A 22,586-nucleotide genomic window follows, 5' to 3' on the forward strand; every position below is an offset into this window, starting at 1 on the left:
TGCGGCTACCTCTTCTCAGTATTTACTGTTTTGTTATCGTCAATCACGGCCGTATGCGGCCCTTCAACCCTGAGCTCGGTCACCGTAGGTACCAGGGTCGCATCAAAAAGATTGCCCTTAATCACCGTTACCGGTTCCCCTACCGTGTGCTCAATTTTTATTGGCGCGGAGCTAACCAGGGTGTTTTGCTGAATGTCGGCAACCTGAACGCCGTGCAGATAGAGACTGGATTTATTCTTGTTGCGCTTGCCATGACCAACCTGGTTTAACGTGTTGTCTGCCATTAACAAATGCGGTCCGAAGGTACTTTCATCGGTGCCGCCGCGATAAAGCTTCACCACAGCACCCTGCACATTGTTGAAAGTATTGTTTTTTATCGTGACATACTCGGCGTTATAAATGCCCAAATCTTCAATTTCAGTATTCAGACGCAGAATGTCGCCAGTGACATTTTCGAACGTGTTACCCATCAAGGTGATCTCATCGGCAAAGGCGCCCTTGCCCGTGGCGAAGAAATCGAACGAATGGTTAATATCCAGCTGCAAAATTTGTGAATTGAGCATCACAAAGCGGTAATTTTCAACCATGCCCCATTTTTGAGTGCGAACGACCGTATTGCCAGCCGAGTCAGGACTCTGTGCCCCTGAGATAGCTAAGCCCTCAAGTTTCAAACTGCCGCCATCCTGGATTTCAAACAAGGTGGAACGTTCAAAGGTCAACCTGGCCTGGCCTTCCTCTGCCGCTTTTAGGGTTAGGGTTTTATTAATCTTTACCAGTTTTGAGACATCATACTGGCCATTGGCCAGCACAATAACGTCACCCTCGTCAGCGTTGTCTATTGCCGCTAGTAACGCCTTTTCCCCTTTTTCAATACGATGTGTTTGACCTGAATCGAATGTAACTGCCCCAGGCAATTTCGGATACCAGCTGACACCCGTGTCTTGTTTGGACAACACTTTTAAGTCGCGTTTGGCACCAGCACTCATCGTGTCTGATACGGGATAAAGCAGGCCGTTTTCCGCTTTTTCAAGGGTAAGGTCCTGCTGCTGAACACCGTATTCCAGTGCTGCTGGCACCTCAGTATTAGCGACGTTGCCGGAAAGCTTTATCCCGCTTACGTCATCAAACAGGCTAAAAGGCTGGTGATTGTTGGTATTGATTATCAGGTTATCTTTCATCACGGAGTTGATAGGTACCGCGGTGCGCTCTGCATCGCTACCGGCCGCCAGGTGAATGTGATCGACGTCAATAAAGCTGTTATTGACGATAAGGGCGTTTTCTACCTGATGATAGCGGTTGATGGACGAGTTAGGCACGCCATTTAACACGGTAAAGCCACTGCCAAAGCGATAACCTTTTAAGCCCTGCAGATAATTATTGCGGATCACCTGATCTTTGTTGATGACACGTATACCACCGGTGTGTTCCACACCATTACCCAAAAATATGTTCTGCTCGACGATATTACCGTTGCCATGGCGCAGGGTCAGCGTGCCGCGGGCCTCATAAAACACATTACCACGCAGGGTATTTTTGCCAGACTTGATCGAGATAATTTCTACTTCACCATTGGTGTGTTCGAAGTAGTTATTCTCAACCAATGTAAAAGAATCGGTGAGCGAATAATGGCTAGTGCCAATGCGCAGTGTTTCGCCGCCATTAGAGCCAAAGGTTGGGCGATAACCAAAATAGTTATGATCAATCTGGTGATGGTTTTGCTGGCTTTTTTCGCTATTTAACCTGACCGCAATGGTAACGCCTCTGTTCCGCTTACCCACGAAATGGCTGTGGTCTAAACGATTATGCTGACCATACAACGCTACCCAATAATCCGATTCCTCTTTATCCGGATTATTATAATTATCGATGACCACTTCCGTCACCCTTGAATGGAAAGCTAACTCTTTACTGTTTTTGCGAAAATCAATAACGGCACTACTGGGGGTATAGCCGTTTTTAAAGACTAAGCCTGTAACGATAAGATGCTGACCGGCTAACCTGAGATTAGACTGGCCAGAAAGTATCACTTGCCCCTTGGTTTCTGCCGTCAGTGTTATGGGTGCATCAGCCCGACCCTGCCCATCAAGCACTATCTCAAAGTCTGTCCAAACCCCGTTTTTCAAGATGACCGTGTCACCTGCGACCAGTTTCGATGAAATCGCTCGGTACTCGTCTTGGCTTTGGACAAAATACTCCGTAGCCGGTGCCGTCACTGACACTAAGAGCAACAGCAAAGCCAAGCAGATAGTTAGCAGATAACCTTTGAATAAACGCATTATGGTTTTCTCACCTTAAAACTGAGATTCACTTCATTCCTTTAGTAACATGAAGTGAGGTGTTAGCTCCGGTGCCAATAAATTCCCTCTCTCTGGCACCGAAGCCACAATCGACTCTTCGCTAACCGCTCTATTTGCCAAGCGTCCGGTAATAATCGAAGATCTCCGGCACGTTGCCGTTTCCCATGCCGGCATCGAATGCGGCTTGCAAATCAGCAGATGATCCCTTAGCAATCTTCGACTCGCTGCCAAGGTCTTCCACCATTTTCAGAAAATAGCCCAGGTCTTTGTTCGCATTGGCCAGTGAGAACCCGAGGTCGCTGACATTGTCCACGGCATAGTGCTTACAGAACTTCATAAAAGGCGAACTGGAAGGTCCGGTAGACATAATGTCGAACAGTTGTTGCCGATCAACACCGGCACGATCAGCGATGGCAAAGGCCTGAGACATAGCGCAAACGGTCGTCATACCAACGAAGTTGTTGATAAGCTTCGTCGTGTGTCCAGCACCCAACCCGCCCAGATAAAACACGTTTTCACCTTGATCTTGCAACACGGGTTTCACTTTGTTGAATGTCTCCCGATCACCGGCAGCCATAATATTCAGTAATCCGTCCTTGGCATGGGCCGGAGTACGGCCCAGCGGGGCGTCAATCATAGCGGCGCCTTTCTTAGCCAGGTCAGCACCGATTTTGTGCGTTGACGCTGGAATAGAGGTACCGAAGTCCACCAGTACCGCCCCTGCTTTGATACCAGCGAGAATACCTTCTTCACCGTAAACCACTTTTTCAACAATAGCAGAGGTAGTCAGACAGAGCATGACGATATCGACAGATGCTGCCAGCTCCTTTGCCGAGCTTGCAGTGGATGCCCCTCTGGCAACACAGGCTGCAACAGCGTCTTTGTTAAGATCCATTACAGTCAGCTGATAGCCTTTCTTCTGTAAATTTTCGACCATATTGCCGCCCATAAGGCCGAGGCCGATGAAGCCGATCGCTGGTTTTGACATTGTTCACCCCTATTTTTTGCTGCACTGACAATGGTGCGAAGACACTTTTGTACATTACATAGCCATGTGTTGTTGCATTGTTGCAACTCGTAAATGCTGTTGTAGAACCGGATAAGGCCTGGCCGCATATTGCTAGACTAAAACCACAAACTTACCACCCGGCACGACAATAAAGCTAATTACTTCTTGCCAATTTGTCAACCAATATGTTGGTAAAAATAAGAATGCACAGCTCAAAGATAGCTTACCAAAGGTAAACCGGATTGGAATGAAGGTAGAGTAATCAATATTTGGCTAGTGCAGAAAAGCGTATACATCCCCGCCAACCCGCAGTTATAAAGGGAAGTTGAGATATATTGCTTTAATTCCTAAGACAGGGAGTAAAGTAACAACCGAAACTAAACAATGCAGCTAGAATTAGCCCTTTGGTAATAACTAAACCAGATATTGGTAATAAAACTAGACAAGCTTGGTAACCACTTGATGATCACTTAACGCATATTTTTGCGTGTTTATTAGTGCATGGCGCAGTCATTTTAACGCGCTCTCTTTGGGCAAAGTGCCTAAAAACACAAAAACCACCCTGAGGTGGTTTTGATGTTTTGGTGCACCCGAGAGGATTACTCGGGCTGTCCTGCCCTCGCCCTGACGGGCCAGCGGAGCTGTTCAAAAACGTTCCCGACGTTTTTGTCGAACAACGCGCTCTCATCGGGCAAAGTGCCTAAAACACAAAAACCACCCTAAGGTGGTTTTGATGTTTTGGTGCACCCGCCGCGATTCGAACGCGGGACCTCTGCCTCCGGAGGGCAGCGCTCTATCCAGCTGAGCTACGGGTGCAACCTTCGCACATTGGTGCGAGCGCGCATTATAGACAGCCTTTTGCTGTAAGTCTATTGCCTGGCAGTGCGTTTTTTAGGCAAACAGTTTTTACGCCGGTGATTGCGCCGCTGCCCTTGAAAAGCTAGAGTAGCTTAATTGTGGTTGAAGGACCTTTTTAATGGTTGGTTTTTTTAGCGCGCTGCGCTACTGGCACTGGTTGTTGCTGGCGGTATTGGCTGGTGTGGCTTTGCTGGCCACGGAAATTTTAGTTAAACACGAACAACAGCTTACCCGTAGCCAGCAATTGCGCCATGAAGTAGCCAGTGCGGGTCAGCTGAAAGCCATGCTCGAATCTGAACTGAATATCCCGCTTTATTTAACCGTTGGCCTGGCCTCTTATATCAAAGCGAGCGGCGGTGAAATAGATCAAGATGAGCTGGATATTCTGCTGCCTGGTCTGGTGCACCAGGCGAAGCATATCCGTAATATTGGCGTAGCGCCGGGCAACCGGCTGCAATATATTTATCCGCTGGTCGGTAATGAGCGCGCCATCAATTTATATTACCCGGATTTGCCCGACCAGTGGCCGGCAGTGGAGGAAATTATACGTAGCAAACAGGCGCGGCTGGTTGGTCCGGTGCGACTGGTCCAGGGCGGCCAGGCTTTTATTTACCGGCTGCCAATCTTTATTCCCGACGATACCTATTGGGGCATTTTACGCACTGTTATTAATATAGAAACTATCTGGTCTTTGCTGGCTGATAACGCAGCAGCGCAAAATGTCACTATAGCACTCAGGGCTAAAGTGCCTGGCAAGGACGACTATGGCAACACTTTTTTTGGTGAGCCAGATTTATTTTATGACGACAGCCTGTTACTGAATCTGGCGATCCGCGGCGCAGACTGGCAAATGGCCATCAGAGCCAGCGGCCCGGTGCTAAACCGGAGTGCGTTATTACGCATGAGTCTGTTCGCTGCTACTCTTTGCTTGCTGATGTTGCTAGCCTGGCTGTTTTATTCGCGCCAACAATTACGGCATACGGCAACTGAGCTGAGCCATAGCGAGAGTTATCTGCGGGCAGTAATGGACAATGTGCGCGATGCCATCGTTGTTACCAGCGATGACGGCATTATAGAGGATGCCAACTTGTCTTGTTTTCAGTTGTATGGCTACCCCAGGGGCAGCCTGAAAGGCTTACACTGGTCGATGCTGCTGGCTACCCCCCAGAATATTGACGAGATTTACAGTGCAACATCAGTACCTGAACAAGAGTTTGAAGGCCAGGGACTGCGTCATGACAGCAGCCAGTTTGAACTGTCGTTAAGCCGCAGCAGGCTGGTTCAGGGTAAACAACAACACCAGTTATTACTGATACGGGATATTACAGAACGTAAACGAATTGAAAAACTGAAAAATGACTTTGTTGCAACGGTAAGCCATGAATTGCGAACACCACTTACCGCTATAAATGGTGCCCTTAGCCTGGCTACCGGCGGTGCACTGGGTGACTTGAACCCCTCGGCCCAGAAAATGCTGAGTATGGCACACAGCAGCTGTGGCCAGCTAAACCAGCTGATTAACGATTTACTGGATACTGAGCGCCTGGCCAGCGGAAAAATGCGCTTTACTCTCTCTCAGGTAGCACTGGTACCTTTGCTGGAGCAAAATATTACCCAGATCACTGCAATGCAACATAAGCAGCGCCTGTTGATCAGCCAGGATAGTGAAAAAGCTTACCTAGTTATCGCTGACAAAGGTCGTTTAAGTCAGGTATGTCTGAACTTGCTGTCTAATGCAGTCAAGTTCTCGCCAGATGACAGTGTGGTTGAAATTAAGCTTACCGAGCATGACAAGATGATCCGGGTCAGCGTTATTGATCAGGGCAAGGGGATCAGCGCAGAATTTTTACCCCATCTATTTCAGCGGTTTGCTCAGGCAGAAAACCACGCGAGTCGCCGGCATGCCGGCACAGGCCTCGGTTTAGCAATCAGCAAAGCAATAATAGAGCAGATGGACGGCAAAATTGGCTATCAGCGCGTGGCCCAGGGTAGCTGTTTTTATTTCGAGTTACCGGCAGCCGGGGCCTGATCGGCTTAAAAGTTGCCGCTGACCGGAGTTTGTCTTAATTTGCTTACCACTGGCTGCAAAACACGGCATTCTATTGTCACTTTTGACATACTGCATCTGCTACAGCGCACCCGCACGTGTGCCGCTGATAATAATGACTAGCGGCCTTAGCCGCACATATTCCAAGGAGACATAATAATGCGCAAAACTCTACTCGCTACTGCGATGGGTGCCATTTTCGCGCTGAGCGCCTGCTCAGACAATACGGCCCCAACCCAGGTAGCATCCACTCCCTCAGCCGTTGAGAATACCGAAGTGACCAGCAGCAACCCATTTTTCCAGCAAAGCAGCCTGCAATATCAGGCTCCGGACTTTAGTGCCTTTAATGATGATCACTTTCTGCCCGCTTTTGAAGAAGGCATGAAACAGCACATGGCTGAGGTAGAAGCTATTGCCAATAATCCGGCTGAACCTACCTTTGACAATACCCTGGTTGCCCTTGAAAAAAGTGGTGAGATGTTAAACCGGGTATCTCGGGTATTTTATAACCTTACCGGTACTGACAGTAACGAACAGCGTCGGAAAATTCAGTCAGAACTGGCACCAAAAATGGCAGCCCATTCTGACAACATTAGCTTAAATCCTGCGCTGTTCGCGCGGGTTAAAGCCATTTATAACAATCGCAATGAGCTGAAGCTGGATCCGGAAAGCGTGCGCCTGGCTGAAGTCTACTACGACCGCTTTGTGCGGGCAGGTGCCGAGCTGACTGAAGATCAGAAAACCGCCATTCGGGCACTGAATGAAGAGCATTCAAACCTGACCACCAAGTTTTCGCAAAATCTGTTAGCTGAAACCAAGAATATCGCCGTGGTAGTTGACAGTAAAGAACAGCTGGCCGGGTTAACCGACGCTCAGATCACAGCAGCTGCTGCTGCAGCAAAAGCAGCAGGCCATGAAGATAAATACCTGCTAAGCATTACCAATACCACCCGTCAGCCGGTGTTAAGCCAGCTTGATAACCGCGAATTACGTAAGCGGGTGTGGGAAGCGTCAGCTTATCGTGGCCAGAGCGGCGAATTTGATACTACCCCTATCGTCAGCCGATTAGCGCAACTGCGCGCAACCCGCGCCAAATTACTGGGTTATGCTAACTGGGCCAGTTATGGCCTGGAAGCACAAATGGCTAAAACACCCGAAGCGGTGTTCGATATGCTTGGTAGTATGGTGCCGGCAGTGGTAGAAAATACTAAAAAAGAGCTGGCTGACATCAACGCCATGATCAAACAGCAAGGTGGCGATTTCGACGCCCAGCCCTGGGACTGGGAATATTATGCCGAACTGGTGCGCCAGGCTAAATACGATTTAGACGAAAACGAAGTTAAACAGTACTTTGAATTTAACCGGGTACTGGAAGACGGCGTATTCTATACCCTGAATCGTTTTTACGGTATTCGGTTTGAACCCCGTCCGGATTTACCGGTATACCACCCGGACGTTAAAGCGTATGAAGTGTTTGACGCTGACGGCTCCAGCCTGGCTATTTTCTATGCTGACTACTTTGCCCGTGAAGGTAAACGTGGTGGCGCCTGGATGAGCTCGTTTGTCGGCCAGTCAAACTTGCTGGGTACCAAGCCGGTAGTCGTGAATGTCATGAACATTCCTAAAGCGCCTGAAGGTAGCCCAACGTTAATAAGCTATGACCATACCACCACTATTTTCCACGAATTGGGCCATGGTATTCATGGTATGTTCTCTGACGTGAAATACCCGACGTTAGCCGGTACCTCTGTATCGCGTGACTTTGTTGAGTTCCCGTCTACCTTTGAGGAAGACTGGGCCCAGCACCCTGAAGTATTGGGTAATTATGCCAAACACTATGAAACCGGCGAGCCAATTCCAAAAGAATTGCTGGATAAAGTACTGCGCTCACGCAGCTTTAACCAGGGCTATGACACCTTAGAATATATGTCTGCTGCCTTACTGGACATGGAATGGCACTCGCTGTCAGCCGACGAACCCCTGCAAGATGTGGTGGCGTTTGAAGCTGCAGCCCTGAAAAAGCACGGCGTTGACTTACCGGCGGTCCCCCCGCGTTATAAGTCACCTTTCTTCTCTCATTCAATGGGTGGCGGCTATTCAGCCGGTTACTATGCCTATATGTGGAGTGAGATTCTGGCAGCAGATGCCTTCGCCTATGTGCAGTCACGTGGTGGTTTAACCCGCGAAAATGGCGATAATTACCGCAAGAACATTCTGGAAGTCGGTAACTCACGCCCTACCATGGAATCGTATAAAGCCTTCCGCGGCCAGGAACCTACTACGGATGCGCTGTTAATTCGTCGTGGTTTGAAAACCAAAGTAGACTAAACAGCAGACCAAAGGGTAAACCACTGTGGTTTACCCGAAAAAAAAGCCCCGCTGCTTGATGTTAAGCTGCGGGGCTTTTTTAATATGCGTGTAATATCAGCGCAGGTTAGGCGCCGGCAAGCTGCATTTGACTGATCAACACCGAGCCGGTCAGTACGCCACCACGGCGGTCAACATCATTGCCCACGGCGGCGATATTCATAAACATATCGGCCAGGTTACCGGCAATAGTCACTTCAGCTACCGGAAACTGAATTTCACCGTGTTCAACCCAAAAACCACTGGCGCCGCGGGAATAGTCACCCGTTACGGTATTCACCCCCTGGCCCATCAGTTCAGTGACCAGCAGGCCTTTGCCCATTTGCCGGCAAAGTGCGGCTAAATCATCGTTACCGTGGCTAATTAGCCAGTTGTGAATACCCCCGGCATGGCCGGTACTGGCCATACCCAGCTTGCGGGCCGAATAGCTGGTGGTAAGGTAGGTATTTAACACGCCATTGTCGATAACAGCTAAATCGCGGGTTTTTACCCCTTCGGCATCAAACGGGCTGGACGCTAAGGCCTGCGCTAAATGCGGTTTTTCCTGCACGGTTACCGCGGATGACATTACCTGTTTACCCACTTTATCCAGTAAAAAACTGGACTTGCGGTAAATACTGCCACCACTTATAGCGGATACCAAATGACCAAACAAGCTGCTGGCAATATCGGCACGGAAAATAACCGGCACCTTCTGAGTGGATACCTGGCGCGCACCTAAACGGGCTACCGTTTCCAGTGCAGACTCACGGCCAATTTGTTTGGGATCGAGTAATTTACTGTATTGGCGTGCCACCGTAAAACTGTAGTCACGCTGCATTTCATCGTCCTGCTCGCCAATGACCACGCAACTGAAGCTATGGCGCGAGCTGGGGTAGCCCACTAACTGGCCATGGCTGTTACCATACACTTTTAACCCCTGGTGCGACGAGAATGACGCCCCTTCAGAGTTGGTGATCCGCTTATCGGTGGCAAAGGCCGCTTCTTCTGCGCCAGCGCACAAGCTGATCGCCAGCTCTGTACTGATACTATCCGGATAAAATAAATCTAAATCTGGTGGGCTGTACTCCAGCCAACCGGCTTCAGCCACCCCGGTATGCGGGTCTTCTGAAGTATAACGGGCAATATCGGCAGCAGCCGCGACGGCACGTTCCAGCGCCTGCGGGCTTAAATCTGCAGTAGAGGCTGAGCCTTTGCGCTGGCCAAAATATAAACTGATACCCAGGCCGCCATCCTGATTAAATTCTACCGTTTCTACTTCGCCATGGCGTGTTTCCACACTTAAACCGCGGGTACGGCTCATTGATGCTTCGGCACTGCTGGCACCCAACGCTTTGGCGCGGGCCAGTACGGCAGCCACGGCATCTTTAACTTCGGCTATTTCCTGCCAGACGTTTTGTTCTGTTGCTTGCATATTCACTCTTGCTGATCGCTCTATTTGTGCCAAGCTTACCATATACTGTTAACGGCTGCTGCCAGCACCCCACACTTTAGTGATATACTTACCCAAAATTTGCTAATGAAGAAGCACCATGACCGAAACCGAATTTAAGTACGGCGACAGCAAATGGCTGGAACAACCAGACCATATCAGCAAAAGCCAGATAAAACGTGACATGCTCGCCTTGCAAGCTTTAGGTGAGGAACTGGTGGCGCTAAGCCCGGCCTCTCGCGCTAAAGTGCCGCTGGACGAAGAGTTAGTTGACGCACTGCAGCTGGCCGACAAACTGGCCAAAAAACGCGAAGCACTGCGTCGGCATATTCAGTTTATTGGCCGTTTAATGCGTACCCGTGATATCGAGCCAATAGAGCAGGCGCTGGCGGTAATGCGTAATACAAAACAGGCAGCTGATAAGCAGTTTCATAAAGTGGAAAAGTGGCGGGAAAAGCTACTGAACAACGACGATGCCTTAACCGACTTTATTGCCGCCTACCCGGCTATTGAAGTGCAGCAGCTGCGTTTGTTGATCCGTCAGGCTAAAAAGGAACAGGAAAAGGAGCAGCCGCCAAAAGCCTTTCGCGAGCTGTTTCAGCTGATCCGGCCGGTTATTATGGAAAACGACGCTAATTAATTGCGCTGACCACGCAAAAAACAAAGCCAGCAATATGCTGGCTTTTTAATATCTGTCGTTTAATAACACTTAAATACGAGTTAACCAGCCATGTTTATCTTCAGCGCGGCCCCACTGAATATCATTTAAGGCCTGGCGCAGTTTCAAAGTGGCTGGACCGGCTTCGCCGCTGCCTACTTTATGTTCCATGCCATCGGCAATCAGGGTGCCAACCGGCGTTAAAACGGCTGCGGTACCAGATAGTGCCGCTTCAGCACCTGGCTTGGCGGCACGCTCCAGCAGCTCGCTAACGCTAAGCTCGCGCTCTGATACTGTCATGCCCATATCGCGGGCCAGGGTTAACACGGAATCCCGGGTTACGCCGTGTAAGAAGCTGCTATCAAGCGCTTTGGTGATAATTTCATTGCCGTCAATCAGCATAAAATTGGCGGCGCCGGTTTCCTGTACATCACCGCCCGGGCAAAACAATACCTGATCGGCCTGGACGCTGGCGCGGGCTTTTAAAATGGGTTGCAGTGCACTGGCATAGTTGCCACCACTTTTAACCATGCCCATGTGGGCAGCACAGCGGGCGCCATTTTGCTCTAATAATAAGCGTAGCGGCTTGCTACCACCGGCAAAATAATCACCTACCGGCGATAATAAAACATACAACATGGAGCTGGCCGTGGGCGCTGCAGCCTTACCAATGGCGGCCTCGGTGCCAATATGGGTAGGCCGGATATACATAGAGCCCGGTGGCTCTGGTACGTCGCCGGCATACTGGCTGACAATATCAATAATCATCTGGCTTAAGGTAGCCGCGTCTGGCTGCGGTAGCGATAATAATTTGCTGCTCTGAATTAAACGGGCAACGTTTTTTTCCATCCGGAATAAATTGATTGAGCCATCACTGTGTTTAAACGCTTTTAAGCCTTCAAAACAGGTGCTGGCATAGTGCAGCACATGAGCGCCCGGGTGCAGGCTGATACTGTCTGCAGCGACAATTTGCGGGGTGCTCCAGGCGCCCTGCTCAAAACGGGTTAATGCCATTTGTGGCATAAAAACACTACCAAATGCAGCCATTGTTGTTTCCTGTTGTTTGTCTTTTATAAGTTATTGGGTGCCGCCAACGGTCATTGCATCCAGTTTTAAGGTTGGCTGACCAACCCCTACCGGAACGCTCTGTCCCTGCTTGCCACACACGCCCACACCGGTATCCAGTGCCAGATCGTTACCCACCATCGACACTTGCTGCATCGCGGCAGGGCCATTACCAATTAAGGTTGCGCCTTTTATCGGGCTGGTTATTTTACCATCTTCAATTAAATAGGCTTCGGAAGCTGAAAACACAAATTTGCCCGAGGTAATATCTACCTGACCACCGCCAAAGTTAGGCGCATAAATGCCTTTCTTAACACTGGCGATAATCTCTGCCGGGTCATGCTCACCAGCCAGCATGTAGGTGTTAGTCATGCGTGGCATCGGTAAATGGGCGAATGATTCACGCCGGCCATTACCGGTTGGGTCTACGCCCATCAGCATCGCATTATGTTTATCCTGGATATAGCCTTTAAGAATGCCTTTTTCGATCAAGACGTTGTGCTGACTTGGCACCCCCTCATCGTCGACATTAAGTGAGCCTCGCCGATGCGCCAGGGTACCGTCATCAACAATAGTGCAAAGTTTTGAAGCTACCTGCTGGCCAATTTTACCGCTGAAATTAGAAGAACCTTTACGGTTGAAATCGCCTTCAAGGCCATGTCCTACCGCTTCGTGCAACAGCACGCCCGGCCAACCTGAACCCAGTACTACCGGCATAGTGCCCGCCGGGGCGTCAATTGCCGTTAGGTTAACCTGCGCCATGCGCACCGCATCGCGGGCATATTGTTGCCAGCGCGGTTGTCCGTTTAGCGGCTCAGTAAAATACAAATAATCGGTTCGGCCACCACCGCCGGCGCTGCCCCGCTCACGCCGGCCATCCTGCTCCAGTAGTACCGAACAGTTCAGCCGCACCAGCGGCCGGATGTCAGTAGCAAAGGTACCATCACTGGCGGCGACTAATACTTCTTCGTAAACGCCGGACAAACTGACCATAACCTGCTCGGCCCGGTGGTCGAGAGTGCGAATAAAGGCTTCGATCTGATTAAGCAGCGCAACTTTTTCGGTATTGCTAAGGCTTTGCAGTGGCTCGCACGGCAAGTAAATATTACTGTTACCGCTTTTACTAAACGCCTTTACCCGGCCCTGCTGGCCATGGCTGGCAATACCCCTTGCTGCACCGGCAGCCTGCTGCAGGGCAGCGGCACTAATGGTATCGGCATAAGCAAAACCGGTTTTCTCACCACTGATGGCGCGTACGCCAACCCCGCGTTCAATATTGAACGAGCCGTCTTTTACCAGGCCGTCTTCCAGCACCCAGGATTCATGCACACTGGATTGAAAATACAGATCAGCATAATCGAGCTGATGACCAAATAAATAGCCAAGGGTGTGCTCTAAATCTGTCATGCTAAGATCGGAAGCGGTAATTAAATTCTGTTCAACTGCATTCATTATTTAAGCTCACTGTTAAAACGATTATGCTGGTGTACCGGCATTTTCTGGCCAAGTTGCTGGCATTGGCTGATATCAATCTGGGCTGACACCCAACCAGGCCCCGTACCGGCGTCAGCCAGGACTTCGCCCCAAGGGTCGATAATCAGGCTGTGGCCATAGGTTTCGCGGCCATTAGCATGAACGCCGGTCTGGTTCGCCGCCAGCACAAAACATTGGTTTTCAATAGCCCGGGCTTTTAATAACGTATGCCAGTGCGCTGCGCCGGTTAGCCTGGTAAAAGCCGATGGCACGGTTAGTACCTGCATGCCGCTAGCGGCTAATGCCTGCATCAAGCCTGCAAAGCGCACATCATAACATATACTCAGCCCCAGTTTCAGATCAGGCAGTTGGCATAAACTTATCTTTTCGCCGGCTAAGGTGGTTGCCGATTCCCGGTAACTGCCGGTGTTGTCAGCCACACTGACATCAAACATATGCAGTTTCTGATAATCCGCCAATAGCTGCCCTGTGGGGCTGTAAACCAGAGAGGAAGCTGCGAAACGTTGCGGATCATTCGTGGCGGTGGGCTGGCTGCCAGCCACCAGATAGACCCCAAACTCACAGGCCAGTTGCTGGCAATACTGCTGAATAAAGCCCTCGCCAATAGGGGCCTGATGTGCCAGCTGCAGTTTATCGCTGCCACCGAACACCGCAAAGCATTCGGGCAACAGCACCAGATGCTGCTGTGCTGTTGGTAACTGTTGCAGGTAGTGCTTTACTGCTGCCAGGTTAACAGCCGGATCCGGCACACTGGTAAGCTGTATTGCTGATAAACGCCAGTTAGTCGCCACGGGGTTGCTCCTCTGCGTCGGGTGCGGGTTCAGGTTTAGCAATCCTTACCGGAACCGGCACTTCAGTGCTGTGTCGATTTACTTCGGTAACGACCGGCTTAGCAAGGGTACCGGTAACGGTGAAGTTTATACGCGAGATCACTTCGGCCGATTGAAATACTTCATCCAGCGCTAGTGCAGCCAGTCCGGTCGCCGGGTTTACCATCCAGGCAATAATTACCGGCAAACTGGAGGTGACTTTGGGCGAAAAAGACATTTGATAATCCAGTTTATTGCTCACCAAATCGGCGTAGCCCTGAATGGCCAGGTTACCAGGTACGCCATCGATGGTGGTATCGCTGGTTTGTACCACCCCTTTATGGATAGCCAGCTCGCCCGACATTTTGTTGTAGAAAAATCCTTTTGAGAACACATCGCGAAAATCCAGGCGAAGTTTACGCACCAGTGAGTCAAGGCTGAAAATGGAAAACAGCCTGGCACCCTGATCACTGACCTCCGTCAGGGCACCTTCGCCAAGGTTGAATTGCACCTGACCGTTCAGGCTGGCAAGGTCAAACTGGTTTGGTGCAGCAGGCCAGTTCAGGTTAAAGTTCATCTCAGCCCGGCTACCACTGATACCGGTAGTCAGTTGAAATTCATTTAACAGCTGCCCAAGATTTGCACTTTGAAACCGGCCGCTTAGCGTCGTTACCCCCAACTGCTGATCCGGCACCCAGCGGCCCTGCATGACCAGTTCATTTTTTTTGTAGCGACTGTTAAATGTCGACAGTTGCCAGTGATCTCCCTGACCCGCTGCCGCCATCTCCAGCTGACCGAACCGATAGTTACCGACAGAGCAGTCTTTACACTTTAAGGTCAATGGCACCATGCTGAGTAAACTGTCTTGCAGCTGCGGCAGGATCTCCTCTGTTTTGATACGACTGGCGCTTGCCAGATCGGTGCTGGCGTCAACCGCCTCATCTTCGCCGGTGTCCGGTCGTATTGGAGCCGGCAACGGTAAATGCAGATAATCCATCTCTACCTGCAATCCTTGTTGTTGCCAGTCATGACTGAAAGACCAGCGGCTGGCGATTTCAGTGCCATGCAGCCTTAACTGCCAGGCATCCTGGCCAGGTTCCAGCTCAAATACGGTGTTTTGCAGGGCGGTACCCGCTACCAGCCTCAAATAGGCAATGCTGCCGCGCACCCGGCTTAACGCTGGCATTACCCCGTTTTGGTCCTGTTCTGCACTTAACAGCTGCTCCGTCAACAGTTGTTGCCAGGGCAGCAATTGTGCACGTTCAAGCTCAATATCAATGGTGAAATCCGGACCATTAATACCCGCATTCAGCTGGCCAAGGCTTAAATTAGCACGCGCCACCCGGGCCGCCCTGTGGTCCAGTTCAGCGGTAAAGTAGAGATTGTCTGCATAATTTGCCGACAGCAGCCCCTGTTGACTGTCACCCTGTGCATTTACGGTAAGCTTAGCGGCACTGGCGGCGGCCTTTTTATAGGGTTCGGGTAGTGCTAACCCGGTTTTTGTCAGGTCGGCGTTAAGCTCTGAGCGGTAGCTGAAATTATCTTGCTGCAGATCTAAAGCTAATGCCAGTTGCCAGTCCAGTACACCGCTGGCCAGTGTAGTGGCAGCGGGCCACAACGCCTGGACTACCTTACTGCTGGCGTTTCTGGCATCCGCATTTAGCGTAAACAGATAGTTGTCACCCTGCTGCTGACCATCAATTGTGGCTGTAACTGGCAGCTCCCGCCACTGGAACGTCAGCCCTTGTGCAGTCACCTGGGCATCGTTAAATTTTACCAGCCCGCTTAACTGGCGTACGGCAAGCTGAGGTGCTGTTAAATCCAGACTGATTTTTTGCAAAGCCAAATTTCCGCTTGCCTGCACCGTTGGCTCACGTAACCCCAGCTGAAGTTCAATGTTAGCCTGGGCCGGACCGCTTGGAGCTAGCTGTTGTAATACCTTGCCTAAATTAGCGGCCAGCGGCGAGGCATTGATCAGCCCGGTCGCTTCGCTTAACTGCATCGCACTATCAATTTCAATATTAAGAAATTCAGCATCGAGTAAATCAGGGATAGTCGCCTGCACCCGGCCCTGCAAAGTAACGCCGCCGATAGTCGCTTTGTCGCTGCTTATTTGCATAGCCGCATTTTCAAACCATAAATGGCTACTTAACTGCTCAAGTGCTGGCCACTCTGGGTTAAATACAAAACTGGCATCACTGACCTCTGCGCCAACCTGAAACACCCCCTGACCTTCAGCAAAAGGATACAGGGCTGGCGTACCTTGCCATAATACGTTTGCCTGGCTTACCTGACCATCAACAATCGCTTCGGTTAAGTAATCTCTTACCTGCTCAGGCATGTAACGCAGCGGCAAGTACCGGCCAATATCTGCTGCACTGGCGTCGGTCACTGCAGCAAACAAACTTAGCTCTGGCTGCTCTGCCAGGCGCCATTGCATTGCGGCGTTCAGGCTGAAATCAGCTGATTGCAGCTGCAATGAAGGAACTTGAATTTGCCAGATCCCATCACGACTTTGCCGGGCCAGCAGCTCCAGCTCCAGCTGTTGGTAGCTAATGGGGGCACTGAACATGGTGTCCCAGCGTAATTCATTTTGTTGGCCGCGAAGCGTGATACCAGCAGCACCAGGGCTGGCCCAGAATGTGCCATCCAGCGCGCTGACACCGGGCAAGTCTGTACTGTTTATTTTACTTAAATTACTTAGCTGACCTTGTAATTGCCAGTTGTCATGACCTTGAAACTGCCACTGGGCAAAACGTAACTCACCAAGAAGTTCAGTGGTTGTCAGGCGAGCGAGTTGCGGTACCTCTTCACTGAGTAGCTGACTCAGTGGGGCGAGCGCATCAAGCTTTAATTGTTGTAGCTGACCATGCCAACCGGCGGCCTGCCGATGCAGCTGTATGTTAAGATCTGGCCACTGAGTCTGACCGTCAGACAACGCTAACGAGCCAGAGTACAAGGACCAGCCATCTGTTGTCGGGTGCCATAATAACTGGCCCGGACCCAATTTTAACAGCTTAGGCTGGCCGTCATGTTGCCAGCTTAAGCTGTTATCAGCCAGTTCAATCTGGAAGCGCTGCAAATCGCCGTCATCAACCCGTCCCCATGCCTGAAAATTGATATCCGCCTGATCCAGCCGGCCAGCTTCGGGCAATGCTTGCTTAAACCAGGGTAAAATATCCAGTTCGCGACTTTCCAGAAATATCTGGCCAAATGCTTTATCTAAACTCGGCCCGTACAAATCGATAATAAACGACAAGGTATTGCCGGTAATATCCGCAACGGCCAGCTGTCCTATACCCTGATGGTGTTCACCCTCATTCCGCCAGTCCAGCTTATCTACCGAGATAACAATATCGTCGCTGCCGGTGGCCGTTAAGATGAGTTCACTGTCCAGCAGAGTAAAATGATTAAGTTGCCGAAAAAACAAGTGCTCCAGCGCTGTTATTGCCGGGGCGGTATCCAATGGCTGATTACCCTGAGGACGGCTCAGCAATTTACTGCTTGGCACCGCATAACGAAGACCGCTGAGTTCAAAATGCTCAGCCCGAAGCTGCATGCTGCGCAAACTTTGCCAGAAATTAAAACGAACCCGGGTTTGCTTTATCTGCAGCTGCAATTCCTGTTGCGAATTGCCTAATTGCATTTCGTTCAGCACCATGGCCGGGCCAAGTTTTTGCCAGCCGGCGCTAATTTCCGCTATCTGAACTGAGGTTCCAAGCTGGCTGGCCAGCAAGTTTTCCAGATGATGTTTGTAACTATCGGCATAAGGCAGGGCTAAGCGCAACACGGATACTAAAGTAGCAAGCAGCACCAGGCCTATGGCCAGCAATAGCCAGATTTTATGTAAACAATAAAAGCAGACCCTCGTTGCTTTTTGCACTACATCATCACCACATCAAATTGCTCCTGGGTGTACATGGGCTCACCATAAATGGTGATTTGTTTGCCAATAAATACCTGTAGTTCTGCCAGGCTATGAAATTCGTCGGTGGTTAGAGCATCTTTCACTACCGGCGATACGTACACGGCAAATTTATCTGCCGCATAGGCCCGGTTAACCCGGACGATTTCCCGCAAAATTTCAAAACATACGGTTTCGACCGTTTTCAATGTGCCACGACCCTTACATACCGGACATTCTGAGCATAAAATATGTTCCAGGCTTTCACGGGTGCGTTTACGGGTCATCTCTACCAGACCCAAAGCTGAAAACCCATGAATGTTAGTTTTTGCCCGGTCACGGGCCAGTGCCAACTCCAGACTATGGTAGACACGGCGTTGATGCTCGGTACTTTGCATATCAATAAAATCGATAATAATAATACCGCCAAGGTTTCGTAATCTTAGCTGGCGGGCTATAGCCTGCGTTGCTTCGGTGTTGGTATTAAATATAGTCTCTTCCAGATTACGATGGCCAACAAAAGCACCGGTGTTAACGTCAATCGTGGTCATCGCTTCGGTTTGATCAATGATCAGATAACCGCCGCTTTTCAGGGGGACCTTTCGTTCCAGTGCCCGCTGAATTTCATTTTCGACATCGAACATATCGAAAATAGGTCGCTCTCCGGGGTAATATTCCAGCAGCGGCGAAATATGCGGCATAAACTCTTCACAAAAAGCGGTAAGTTGCTGGTAGGTAATTTTAGAGTCTATGCGTACCCGTTCCAGTTCACTGCCAACAAAATCTCGTAATATCCGGTAACAAAGGGTAAGGTCTTCATAAACCACGCCCTCTTTGCGGGTTTTTTGCTTACGCTTAACAATTTTACTCCAGAGTTTCTTCAAAAACCTGGCGTCCTGCACCAGTTCTTCAGCCCCGGCGCCTTCTGCCGCAGTGCGAACAATAAAACCGCCACTGTCATCCAGGCAATCACTGACAATATCTTTTAAGCGTTTACGCTCCTCTTCTGTTTCTAAGCGCTGGGAGACACCAACATGATTGGAGTCGGGCATAAACACCAGATAACGGGATGGCAGCGTAATATCGGTGGTTAAGCGGGCGCCTTTGGTACCCAGAGGATCTTTTACTACCTGTACCAGTAAATGCTGACCTTCCCGCACTAACACCCTGATATCTTTACTCACCGCCGGCTTGCTGTCCTGCTCGGTACTCTCATTATGCTGGACAATGTCAGAGGCATGTAAAAAAGCAGCTTTATCCAGGCCTATATCGACAAATGCAGCCTGCATGCCAGGCAACACCCGGCTCACTTTACCAACGTAAATATTACCTACCAGGCCCAGTTTTGCCTGACGTTCAATGTGCAATTCCTGCAGCACACCATTTTCAATCAGTGCCACCCGGGTTTCAGTGGGCGTAACGTTTAACAGTAGTTCTGCACTCATGCCTGCTCCTGCCAGTTACGTAATAAAAGATCGGTTTCGCATAAGGGTAACCCCACAACGGCACTGTAACTGCCACTTATGTGGCGGACAAAACGACCGCCCTGGCCCTGGATACCATAGCCACCGGCTTTGTCACAGGGCTCACCGGTTTGCCAGTAAGCAGCAACATCAGCAGCGCTCAGCTGGCGGAAACACACCTCAGTACTGACCAAGCAGTCACTGCTGTTGTTCTTTCCTACCAGCGCCACTGCCGTCATAACCTGATGACAACGCCCTGACAGCAGTTGCATCATCCGGGTAAAATCTGCCTGATCAACCGGCTTACCCAATATATGCTGATCGACAACCACGATGGTATCGGCACCCAATACCGGCAGCGCAAACTGCAGTTGCAACGCGCCGGCCATAGCCTTAGCGTAAGCAAGTCTGGAAACGTAATGCTGCGGGCTTTCATTGCCGTGCAGGCTTTCATCAACATCCACTTTTACCAGAGAAAACGGTACGGCGATTTGCTGCAGTAGTTCACGACGCCGGGGCGAAGCTGATGCAAGAGCGATTTCTGGATACATGTTTTAAGGGTCTTAATGGTATTGAAGTATAAATTACTGGATTTTAAAGCGCCGGCGATAGCGCCTTAACAGCCAGAACAACCAGGGCCAGACCAACATACCGGTTAATACCGGCCATAAATAAGCTGGTAAAAAATAGACACCGGTTAAAAAATGGCTGAGCCAGAATAGCAGCAAATGGTACAGCGCTAAAAACAGACCTAACAGTAAGGCTTGCTGGATCACCGAAAAGTTCCGGATTTTTAAATGATTAACCGCGACAATAAAGGTGACAACCGAGAATGCCAATGCATTAACCCCAAGCACGGTACCTACCAATACGTCGGTCAGAAACCCCAGCACAAACGCAGTAAGAATATTTACCCGCCCTGGTAACGCCAGGGTCCAGTACATCACGACCAGCAATGCCCAGTCTGGCCGGAATAATTTAACCTGTTGGGGCATTGGCATTACGGTTAACAACAAGGCGACCAGCAGTGACAAATAAATAAAACCGAGACCATTGCTTCTGCGCATCAGTTCGGGTCCTCCTGCTCAAACAAATTGTCTAGCTCGGCGCCCGGCCATAGCAGCAACACATGGCGGATCCGATCGAGCTGGGCATAAGGTTTCGCATACACAGTCATAAAAGGCTGACTTTCATCTGTTTGTACCCGGGTAACCTCTGCCACCGGATACCCCTCCGGAAACAAACCATCCAGTCCCGAGGTCAGTAAGCGGTCGCCAACCCGGATATCCGCACTTTGCGGTAAGTGTATCACTCGCAGTAAATCCCATTGCCCCAGCCCCTCGGCTACAGTGCGGATGCCGGTTCGTTCAGCACGGACTGAAATAGCATGGGTGTTATCTGAAATAAGCAAGGCCCGGCTGCTGGTAGGGCCAACACTGACGACCTGGCCTACTACGCCACTTTCATCAATCAGCGGCTGATGCACAGTCACGCCATCATTCTTGCCCTTATTTAGTACCACCTGATGGCTAAAAGGATGGCTGTATACTGCCAGTATTTCCGCTACCAGGCGCTGCCCATCCGTCAGTGGCGCAGAGCCGAGTAAGGCACGAAGTTTGGTATTTTCCTGCTGCAAATAGCCTAACAACTGCAACTGGCCATTCTGGCGCAGCAGTGTTTCTTTTAAGCGGGCATTTTCATCCAGCAGGCGCTGGTGCGACATAAACTGCTCACTCGCACCGGAAAGCAGCGTTTCAGGCAGACTGGCAATATAAAACAACGGACTGACAGCAGAGGTAAGAAAACTGCGAAGCTGGGTAGAACGCTCAGTATAGCGATCTACCACCATTAACCCGACACTACAAAGCACCGCCAGCAACAGTCGTAGTCCGAGCAACGGGCCCCGGCTGAAAATGGCGTTCATAACAACACTATTGTAGTAAGCGCACTATCACTCATAACTGAAGACATCACCACCGTGCATATCAATCATTTCCAATGCTTTACCGCCGCCACGGGCGACACAGGTCAGCGGGTCATCTGCCACAACTACCGGAATTCCGGTTTCTTCCATTAACAGCCGATCCAGATCACGCAACAAAGCGCCGCCGCCGGTCAATACCATACCGCGCTCTGAAATATCCGACGCCAACTCTGGTGGAGCCTGTTCCAGCGCGACCATCACCGCACTGACGATACCCGCCAGTGGCTCCTGCAGCGCTTCAAGGATTTCGTTACTGGTCATGGTAAAGCTGCGTGGTACACCTTCTGCAAGGTTACGGCCACGTACTTCAATTTCCAGTACGTCGTCGCTTGGGTAGGCTGAACCAATTTCGGTTTTAATCCGCTCTGCGGTTGCTTCACCAATTAAAATGCCATAGTTGCGCCGAATATAGTTAACGATAGCATCGTCAAACTTATCACCACCAATGCGTACCGAAGATGAGTACACCACGCCATTTAACGAAATAATGGCCACTTCTGTGGTGCCACCACCAATATCCACCACCATGGAACCTGTCGCCTCTGATACCGGCAAGCCAGCGCCTATGGCGGCTGCCATAGGTTCGTCAATCAGATAAACTTCACGGGCACCGGCGCCCTGGGCAGATTCACGAATAGCCCGGCGTTCTACCTGAGTAGAACCGCACGGCACACATACCAGTACCCGCGGGCTTGGCCGTAAGAAACTATTGCTGTGTGCCTGACGGATAAAGTGTTGTAACATTTTTTCAGTGACATAGAAGTCGGCAATAACACCGTCTTTCATTGGCCGGATAGCCTTAATATTGCCCGGGGTTCGGCCAAGCATCCGTTTAGCGGCATGTCCGACAGCGGCCACACTTTTCGGGCCACCGGCACGTTCCTGGCGAATGGCAACCACCGAAGGCTCGTTCAGCACAATGCCCTGATCTTTTACGTAAATAAGGGTGTTTGCTGTACCTAAATCGATAGATAAGTCGTTTGAAAAGAGGCCACGCAATTTATTAAACATGTCGACGCCAGATCCTATTAACAAGTTCTCCGCCAGCAGAGGCACCATTGGCGGGCACACTGCTTGGTTTACACCGGAGGTAAAATCAGTTATCCGGCTATTCTAAGTAAGTCTATGCCAAGAAAATAGCCTTTTATGACATTTTTCAGAAATTAATCAGGGTTATTGCGCAGTTTATCAGAGTAGCC

15 protein-coding genes and 1 tRNA gene are annotated in these 22,586 nt (G+C 50.3%); 3 read left to right on the forward strand and 13 right to left on the reverse strand.

Annotation, left to right across the window (positions count from 1 at the left end):
• Positions 1 to 5 precede the first annotated feature (5 nt).
• The 3 genes from B2X65_RS02955 to B2X65_RS02965 form a co-directional block, all read right to left on the reverse strand.
• The gene (locus B2X65_RS02955) at positions 6 to 2,276 is read right to left on the reverse strand and encodes a polysaccharide lyase 6 family protein (RefSeq protein ID WP_290610560.1); all 2,271 of its coding nucleotides are present in this window, start codon (positions 2,274 to 2,276) and stop codon (positions 6 to 8) included.
• Positions 2,277 to 2,406: 130 nt separating this feature from the next.
• The gene (locus tag B2X65_RS02960; protein WP_290610561.1) at positions 2,407 to 3,285 is read right to left on the reverse strand and encodes an NAD(P)-dependent oxidoreductase; all 879 of its coding nucleotides are present in this window, start codon (positions 3,283 to 3,285) and stop codon (positions 2,407 to 2,409) included.
• Between the two features lie 760 nt (positions 3,286 to 4,045).
• Positions 4,046 to 4,122: transfer RNA gene (locus B2X65_RS02965), tRNA-Arg, on the reverse strand.
• Between the two features lie 160 nt (positions 4,123 to 4,282).
• On the opposite strand from B2X65_RS02965, the gene B2X65_RS02970 reads away from it, so the two are divergent.
• Complete coding sequence (locus B2X65_RS02970; protein WP_290610563.1) at positions 4,283 to 6,193, forward strand: ATP-binding protein; 1,911 nt, start codon at positions 4,283 to 4,285, stop codon at positions 6,191 to 6,193.
• Positions 6,194 to 6,370: 177 nt separating this feature from the next.
• Positions 6,371 to 8,539 (forward strand): M3 family metallopeptidase, encoded by a 2,169-nt coding sequence (locus B2X65_RS02975; RefSeq protein WP_290610565.1) that lies wholly within the window; start codon positions 6,371 to 6,373, stop codon positions 8,537 to 8,539.
• A 106-nt stretch (positions 8,540 to 8,645) separates the two neighbouring features.
• Here B2X65_RS02975 and pmbA read toward each other — a convergent pair whose 3' ends face one another.
• Entirely contained in the window at positions 8,646 to 9,992 is a 1,347-nt protein-coding gene (pmbA, locus tag B2X65_RS02980) for a metalloprotease PmbA (protein ID WP_290610567.1), read from the reverse strand.
• Positions 9,993 to 10,110: 118 nt separating this feature from the next.
• Between pmbA and yjgA the strand changes: the two genes are divergently transcribed.
• Positions 10,111 to 10,650 (forward strand): ribosome biogenesis factor YjgA, encoded by a 540-nt coding sequence (yjgA, locus tag B2X65_RS02985; protein WP_290610569.1) that lies wholly within the window; start codon positions 10,111 to 10,113, stop codon positions 10,648 to 10,650.
• 69 nt (positions 10,651 to 10,719) lie between these two features.
• Here yjgA and B2X65_RS02990 read toward each other — a convergent pair whose 3' ends face one another.
• From B2X65_RS02990 to B2X65_RS03030, 9 genes are read right to left on the reverse strand one after another with little or no spacing between them, the layout of a single operon-like run.
• Positions 10,720 to 11,742, reverse strand: coding sequence for a branched-chain amino acid aminotransferase (locus B2X65_RS02990; protein WP_290610605.1), 1,023 nt, complete (start codon positions 11,740 to 11,742; stop codon positions 10,720 to 10,722).
• 3 nt (positions 11,743 to 11,745) lie between these two features.
• Positions 11,746 to 13,185: a metalloprotease TldD gene (gene tldD / locus B2X65_RS02995; RefSeq protein WP_290610571.1), complete on the reverse strand. Its 1,440-nt coding sequence runs from the start codon at positions 13,183 to 13,185 to the stop codon at positions 11,746 to 11,748.
• Entirely contained in the window at positions 13,185 to 14,018 is an 834-nt protein-coding gene (locus B2X65_RS03000) for a carbon-nitrogen hydrolase family protein (protein ID WP_290610573.1), read from the reverse strand. Before B2X65_RS03000 ends, tldD begins: the two co-directional genes overlap by 1 nt.
• Positions 14,008 to 17,919 (reverse strand): YhdP family protein, encoded by a 3,912-nt coding sequence (locus B2X65_RS03005; protein WP_290610575.1) that lies wholly within the window; start codon positions 17,917 to 17,919, stop codon positions 14,008 to 14,010. The genes B2X65_RS03000 and B2X65_RS03005 overlap by 11 nt, the downstream gene beginning before the upstream one ends.
• Positions 17,919 to 19,385 carry a ribonuclease G gene (gene rng / locus B2X65_RS03010; RefSeq protein WP_290610576.1) on the reverse strand — a complete coding sequence of 489 codons (1,467 nt, stop codon included), beginning with the start codon at positions 19,383 to 19,385 and terminating at the stop codon, positions 17,919 to 17,921. The genes B2X65_RS03005 and rng overlap by 1 nt, the downstream gene beginning before the upstream one ends.
• A complete protein-coding gene (locus B2X65_RS03015; protein WP_290610577.1) occupies positions 19,382 to 19,954 on the reverse strand; it encodes a Maf family protein in 573 nt (190 codons plus the stop codon). The genes rng and B2X65_RS03015 overlap by 4 nt, the downstream gene beginning before the upstream one ends.
• A gap of 33 nt (positions 19,955 to 19,987) precedes the next feature.
• Complete coding sequence (gene mreD / locus B2X65_RS03020) at positions 19,988 to 20,470, reverse strand: rod shape-determining protein MreD (protein WP_290610579.1); 483 nt, start codon at positions 20,468 to 20,470, stop codon at positions 19,988 to 19,990.
• Complete coding sequence (gene mreC, locus B2X65_RS03025; protein WP_290610581.1) at positions 20,470 to 21,327, reverse strand: rod shape-determining protein MreC; 858 nt, start codon at positions 21,325 to 21,327, stop codon at positions 20,470 to 20,472. The genes mreD and mreC overlap by 1 nt, the downstream gene beginning before the upstream one ends.
• A gap of 27 nt (positions 21,328 to 21,354) precedes the next feature.
• Positions 21,355 to 22,398: a rod shape-determining protein gene (locus tag B2X65_RS03030; RefSeq protein ID WP_019677307.1), complete on the reverse strand. Its 1,044-nt coding sequence runs from the start codon at positions 22,396 to 22,398 to the stop codon at positions 21,355 to 21,357.
• Positions 22,399 to 22,586 lie beyond the last annotated feature (188 nt).

The organism is Arsukibacterium sp. UBA3155, from assembly GCA_002364615.1.
Lineage (GTDB): Bacteria > Pseudomonadota > Gammaproteobacteria > Enterobacterales > Alteromonadaceae > Alishewanella.